This is a genomic window from bacterium (assembly GCA_024228115.1).
In the GTDB taxonomy this organism is placed as follows: Bacteria; Myxococcota_A; UBA9160; order UBA9160; family UBA6930.
Genome location: JAAETT010000684.1, coordinates 1 through 6,427 on the forward strand (window position 1 = coordinate 1; position 6,427 = coordinate 6,427).

Annotated in this window: 6 protein-coding genes; 5 read left to right on the forward strand and 1 reads right to left on the reverse strand. The window is 63.4% G+C overall.

Going from position 1 to position 6,427, the window contains the following annotated elements; translation table 11 throughout:
- Window positions 1–134 precede the first annotated feature (134 nt).
- The gene (locus tag GY937_28410; protein MCP5060638.1) at window positions 135–782 is read right to left on the reverse strand and encodes a response regulator transcription factor; all 648 of its coding nucleotides are present in this window, start codon (window positions 780–782) and stop codon (window positions 135–137) included.
- A 455-nt stretch (window positions 783–1,237) separates the two neighbouring features.
- Between GY937_28410 and GY937_28415 the strand changes: the two genes are divergently transcribed.
- The 5 genes from GY937_28415 (at window position 1,238) to GY937_28435 (ending at window position 6,294) form a co-directional block, all read left to right on the forward strand.
- Window positions 1,238–2,020 carry an SDR family oxidoreductase gene (locus GY937_28415; GenBank protein MCP5060639.1) on the forward strand — a complete coding sequence of 261 codons (783 nt, stop codon included), beginning with the start codon at window positions 1,238–1,240 and terminating at the stop codon, window positions 2,018–2,020.
- 41 nt (window positions 2,021–2,061) lie between these two features.
- Window positions 2,062–3,735 (forward strand): PTS transporter subunit EIIA, encoded by a 1,674-nt coding sequence (locus GY937_28420; GenBank protein ID MCP5060640.1) that lies wholly within the window; start codon window positions 2,062–2,064, stop codon window positions 3,733–3,735.
- Between the two features lie 71 nt (window positions 3,736–3,806).
- Entirely contained in the window at window positions 3,807–4,055 is a 249-nt protein-coding gene (locus tag GY937_28425; protein MCP5060641.1) for a hypothetical protein, read from the forward strand.
- Window positions 4,056–4,061: 6 nt separating this feature from the next.
- Entirely contained in the window at window positions 4,062–5,189 is a 1,128-nt protein-coding gene (locus GY937_28430) for a phosphotransferase family protein (protein ID MCP5060642.1), read from the forward strand.
- Window positions 5,190–5,337: 148 nt separating this feature from the next.
- Window positions 5,338–6,294 (forward strand): alcohol dehydrogenase catalytic domain-containing protein, encoded by a 957-nt coding sequence (locus GY937_28435; GenBank protein MCP5060643.1) that lies wholly within the window; start codon window positions 5,338–5,340, stop codon window positions 6,292–6,294.
- The last annotated feature ends 133 nt before the right edge of the window (window positions 6,295–6,427 follow it).

Here is a 6,427-nt window from a genome sequence, read left to right on the forward strand (position 1 = left end):
GAAGCACACTCCGCATTCGCGCCACGGAATGGGCATCGACCACCCAAAACGAGATCCGTCAGCGTCAATCGCCGCGCGGCACGCTGAAACATTGGAAAGCCAGCTTCTCAGCCAACTTTCGTGCATAGTTCAGGCTAGGGCGCGACGAGCCCCTCGCGGATCGCGTAGCGAACCAGCGCCGAGGCTTTGTGGATGTCCAGTTTCTCCATGACGCTGGCGCGGTGGCTCTCGATGGTCTTGTGAGAGACCCCCAGGTGCGCAGCGATCTCCTTGCTGGAGAGCCCTTCGGCAATCAACTGTACGACCTGCCGTTCGCGGTTGGTCAGCGAGCCAGCGCCAGTGCCGGAACTTTCCCCTGGATGGCTGATCGCGTTCACCAGATGGTGGGCAACCGAAGGCGACAGGTAGGAACGGCCTTCCCGAACCACATCGATCGCCTCGAGAAACTCCTTCGAGCAGGCCGTCTTCACGACATAGCCAACCGCGCCGGAACGCAGGGCGTCTTCGACGGCCGAGCGGTTCTCCTGGGCGGTGAGCATCAGCACCTTGGTACGACTGCTCGTCTCGACCGTCTTGCGAATGATGTCGACGGTCGGCATCCCAGGAAGGCCCTGCTCCATGATGACCAGGTCCGGTGAAAAGCGACCCACCGCATCGATGACCGCTTCGCCGCTGCCAACCTCGCCGACCACATGCAAATCGTTTCGTTGCTCGATCAGAAGGTGCATCGCCTCTCTGACGACGCACTGATGATCCGCAAGTAGAACAGTTGTCTGAGTCATGATTTCCCCCCGTACCCTCAATGGGTAAAACAGTTATCGGGTGGGGGGGGATTCGCTGAATCAGTCGTTCCTCCCAACTTTCCGAGTTAAATCGCCGCTTGGTAGGCGGTATTCATCTCATTCATTTCGGATGAAACACCGTTGCGTAAGTCAGGCATTGACCTGAATCTTTCGGCGACGATGCTCGATCGTAGTTGGGGCTGGCGGGGACAACGGAGGGGATGAGCCCACAGGTTGACTCGATTCAACCTCGGATTTCTAGGGTATTTCACCCAGATTCGTCCGGCATAAATGCCATTTTTCATTCGTGGATCCAAGATTCGATGGGGCTTTCAAGACGGTTCATCTGGGGTCTTTCTGACGACCTCGGCGAAGGGGAAGCCCCCAAGACGCTCCTCGCTTGACACCAGCTGGGCCCTCCGTGAGGGTGTGGAGTCGCGTACCAAGGGGGCCGCATGATCCTGGAAGGCAAAACCGTAGTCGTGTCAGGCGTCGGGCCCGGCCTGGGTGGGGAGGTCGCCCGGGTTGCCCTACGAGATGGCGCGAAGGTGCTGGTCGGGGCTCGCAACGAGGCGCGGCTCCGTGAGATCGCTGAGCAACTCGACCCCAGCGGTGCGCAGGTCGAGGCCTTTGCTGTCGACATCACCGACGCCGATGCCTGTGCGGCATTCATCGCCCGGGGCGAGGAACGCTTCGGTGGCATCGATGCGATCGTTCAGGTCGCGGCGCGCGATGCCCTCTTCGGAGGCCTCGACGCGACTTCGAGCGACGATTGGCACTCGGCCCTCGAGGTGAACGTGGTCGGCACGATGAATCTCATCCAGGCGGCGGTACCGGCCATGAAGAAAAGGGGTGGAGGCTCGGTGGTACTGATCGGCTCCCAATCCTTCCGTCTCCCTCCGCCCAACAAGCAACTGGCCTACGCATCCTCGAAGGGCGCATTGATGTCGGCCATGTACCACCTTGCCGCGGAACTCGGGCCGGAGCGGATCCGCGTCAATACGGTCGTGCCCACCTGGATGTGGGGCCCGCCGGTCGAGATGTACGTCGGCTGGCAGGCCAAGGAGCGAGGCGTCGCGAAGGAGGAGATCATCTCCGAGATCACCGCCGGAATGCCCCTAGGCGAGATCCCGGCGGACGAGGACGTGGCAGAAGTGGTGGGCTTCCTCTGTTCGGATAGGGCCCGCATGGTCACGGCCCAGTCGATTGCGGTGGACGCCGGCGAGGTGATGGGCTGAGTCCTCTGGAGCTGACAGCGCTCCCCCACGCGGATCCGCTCTTGCTCCTGGCAACCGTCCTGGTCGTGGGCACTCTTCTCGGCTGGACGGCTCAGAGGTTGGGTTTGCCGACCGTGACCGGGCAGATCGTTGCCGGCGTGGCTCTCGGACCGTCCGTCCTGGATCTATTCGACGAGGCGTCGGTCGCCGACCTCGCACCCCTCACGCATTTCGCCCTGGCGTTGATCGGCGTAACCGTCGGAGCTCATCTCAATGTTCGCCGCTTGCGCAACGCCGGGCGCAGGCTGCTCTGGCTGCTCCTGGCCGAGGCCATCATCACACCACTGGTCGTGGCCGGCCTGATCCTCGGCCTCACCGAGGCCACCAGCCTGGTAGCCATCCTGCTGGCCACCCTGGCGGTCTCCACGGCCCCGGCCACGGTCATCGCCCTGGTCCGGGAGACCCGATCGAAGGGCGTGTTCGTGAAAACGCTGGTCGCGGCGGTCGCGATCAACAACATGTCCTGCATCTTCTTGTTCGAAGTCGCACGAGCCGCAGGACGAACGATGGGCGGCGAGGGTGAGTTGCTCGCCGTTCCGGCGATGGAGATCGTGGCAGCGAGCCTCTCGCAGATCGGTCAGGCCATCTTGATCGGCGCGGGCATGGCGATGCTCCACCACGTCCTCACCCTCCGCGTGTTGCGCTCGGAGCGGATTACCACGCTTTCGGTCGTCACCCTGCTGTTGACGTTTGGCCTGGCTTCCTACGCGAGCGTTTCCCCGCTTGCCGCCTGCCTGGCGCTCGGCGTGGTGCAGACCAACTTGAACCCTTCTCGCGATCGTCTGGTGGATTCGGTGTTTGCCGACTTCGAGCCCGTGATCCTATGTGTCTTCTTCACGTTGGCGGGCATGCATCTCTCACTGGATCATGCTGCCGCCGGAGGGCTGGTTGCGTTCGTCTTCGTGGTCGCGCGGTCGGCGGGCAAGCTCCTCTCAGCCAGCGCAGCGATGGCGCTGGCCGGCGCCACGGAGCGCGTGCGGAACAATCTGGGCATGGCGCTGCTTCCCCAGGCCGGCGTCGCAGTCGGCCTGGTGATCCTGATCCAGAACGACTCGGCCTTTGCTGCCACTTCTGAGCTCTTCACAGCGGTCGTCCTCACGGCCGTCACCATCAACGAGATCATCGGGCCGATCACGACGCGCATTGCCTTGCGCCGCTCGGGCGAGATCGGCAAGGATCGCGCACGCCTGGTCGATTTCCTCCAGGAGGAGAACATCGTGACGGGCCTGCACGCCGACTCGATGGAAGACGCCATCGGCCAGATGGTCGATCTACTGATCTCCTCTCACCACTTGACCGGGGTCGATCGGGAGGAACTGCGAAGCTCGGTCCTCGAACGCGAAGCCCTCGTCTCGACGTGTCTCGGCGAAGGCCTGGCCGTACCCCACGGCGAGCTTCCGGAAGGCTTCGGCATGCTCGGCGTCATGGGCCTCTCCGCCGAGGGGCTGCCCTTCCCCACTCCGGACAACCGCCTGGTGCACTGCGTCGTCTTGCTAGCAACGCCAGCCGGGGAACGCGATCGCCACCTCGAGGTACTGGCAGCCCTCGCTCGCACACTCGGCGGGGACCCGGTCATGCGGCAGCAGCTCTACTTCGTGGACACACCTGCCCACGCCTGCGAGATCCTCCACGGCGAGGACACGGAGATGTTCAACTACTTCCTGGGTGAGGAGTGAAGCTCCGTTCTGGGGAACGAGTAAAGCTCCGCGCTACGCTTCGGCTGCTGCGCCGCCCAGGGAGATCCGCCATGCCGAGCGATGCCGAGCCTTCTCTCAACTATTCCCAGCAAGAACCTCTCGGAAGCAGGAGCTATTACGAACCGCTGATCGCCGGGGGCATCCGTTGCCACGGGGGTTTCGACGCGGTTCGCGAAGATCCGCTCGTGGCAATCCCCGGCGATTTCGTCCTGGTCGGCCGGAGCTTTGGCATGCTCTCCGGCATTGGTCATACCCTCGGAGCCAGGGCAAACGTTCTGCAGGCCATGGGAGGCGGTTGAGCAAAGATGAGCGAACCGGATTTTTCGGAAGTCGAACGTTCGACGCTGGACCGGGAAGAAACGCGCCAGCGGCTGGAGCGATGGCTCGCGGAACAGCTTCCTGAAGGGGCCGAGCCGACGATCTCAGAACTCTCCGCGCCCTCGGGCACCGGAATGTCGAGCGAGACGCTGCTCTTCGACTCGACCTGGAGCGAAGCCGGCGAGAGACGAACGTCGCACCTCGTCGGGCGGCTCGCACCGGATCTCCGTGACGTTCCGGTCTTTCCCACCTACGACCTCGAGAGTCAGTTCCGGTTGCTGGCCCTGATCACCGAGCAAAGCGGTGTTCCGGTTCCTGCCGTGCGCTGGCTCGAAAAGGATCCGGCTGCGCTGGGGGCTCCCTTCTTCGTGATGGATCGCGTCGACGGTCGGGTGCCCCCGGATATTCCGCCCTACCTCTTTGCGGGCTGGCTGTTGGAAGCGAACGGGGATGATCGCAACCAGTTGATGACCGGCACGGTCGAGGCGATTGCCGCGCTTCATGCAATCGACCCGGTCAAGGCCGACGCTGGCTTCCTCGAGTTCGATGTCGCAGGGGACACGCCCTTGAGGCGCCACGTACGAAATCAACGCGACTACTATGATTGGGTCATCGCCGATGGCGTTCGCCAACCGATCATCGAGCAGACCTTCGAATGGCTGGATGCCAACTGGCCCGACGACGAAGGCGAGACCGTCATCAGCTGGGGCGACTCGCGTATCGGAAACGTCTTGTATGCGGGCTTCCAACCCGTCGCGCTCCTGGATTGGGAGATGGCCGGCCTCGGCCCGCGCGAGATGGACCTCGGCTGGTTGTGCTTCATGCACGCCTTCTTCCAGAACATCGCCGATATGGCAGGACAGCCAGGCATGCCCGATTTCCTTCGCCTGACCGACGTCGCAGCCACCTACGAGCGCGCCTCCAGCCGGACGCCACGCAATCTCGTCTGGCACTTCACCTACGCGGCCCTGCGCCACGCCATCGTGATGTCGCGCATCCATCGTCGCATGGTGCACTTCGGTCAAGCCGAAACCAGCGACGATCCGGATAGCACCATCCCGCACCGCGGCGTGCTGGAGAGCCTGTTGAGCGGCGAGTCGGATCCTCTCGCTTGAACCACCAGACGCAAACAAGTCAACGGGCGGGGACGGGGTTTACAATTGACTTATTGAAAAGGGGCTTTGCCCCTTTTCAATAAGTCAATTGTAAACCCCGTCCCCGCCCGTTGACTTGTTTGCTTGAGCAGGTGATATCGTCTGCGGTGTGAAGGCCCTCTATTTCGACGGACGTCGTGCGACGCTGGAGGAGCGCCAGGAACCTGAGGCAGGTGATGGAATGGCGCTCGTGCGAGTGAACCTCGCCGGTGTGTGCAACACCGATCTCGAGATCGCCCGGGGCTACATGGGTTTCCAGGGCATCCTCGGCCACGAGTTCGTAGGCGTCGTGGAAACGGGGCCTTCCGATTGGTGCGGCGAACGAGTGGTCGGAGAAATCAACTTCTCGTGCGGGGCTTGCCATCGCTGTCGCATGGGCCTCGGCCGGCACTGCGCAACCCGTCGCGTAATGGGAATCCTCGAGGCGGATGGCGCGTTCGCCAGTCATGTCGCGGTGCCTGTCTCGAACCTGCACCGGGTTCCCGCCGCCGTCCCCGACGAAGCTGCCGTCTTCACCGAACCGCTTGCAGCGGCATTCGAGATCCTGGAGCAACTCGAGGTGAACCCGGGCATGAACTGCATCGTCCTCGGAGACGGAAAGCTGGGCCTGCTCGTCGCCCAGGTCATCGCGGGAACGGGCGCGCGGGTAACCGCGGTAGGGCGACACCCGGAGAAGCTCGCTTGCCTCGAAGGCCGCGGCGTAGAAACCTGCCGGGCGGAGGCCTTCGACCCGGCGTCCGCGAATGCCGACCTGGTCGTCGAAGCGACTGGCAGCCCCCTCGGCTTCGAACAGGCCATCGCCGCCACGCAACCCCGAGGCAGCCTTGTGCTGAAGAGCACCGTGGCCGAGCGGCTTCAGCTCGATCTGGCACCCCTCGTCATCAACGAGATCCAGGTCATCGGCTCTCGTTGCGGCCCGTTCGCACCGGCCCTCGACGCATTGAGTCTGGGCAGCGTCAGCGTCGCTCCCCTCGTGGCGGAGACTTTTCCGCTCGCCCGCGCGACCCAGGCACTCTCGCGAGCAGGCGATCCCGGCGTCCTCAAGATACTGATCGACTGCAGCTAGTCCCTTGTATCGACCAAAGGCGGAAGTGTTGTCATGCTAAGCACTGCGTCCCCCGCAGCCAATCGGTTCTCGCCGTGTCGCGGGCCGATTCATGGGGCCCGTATGTCGAAGAAGCGGTATCGGATTGACTTGA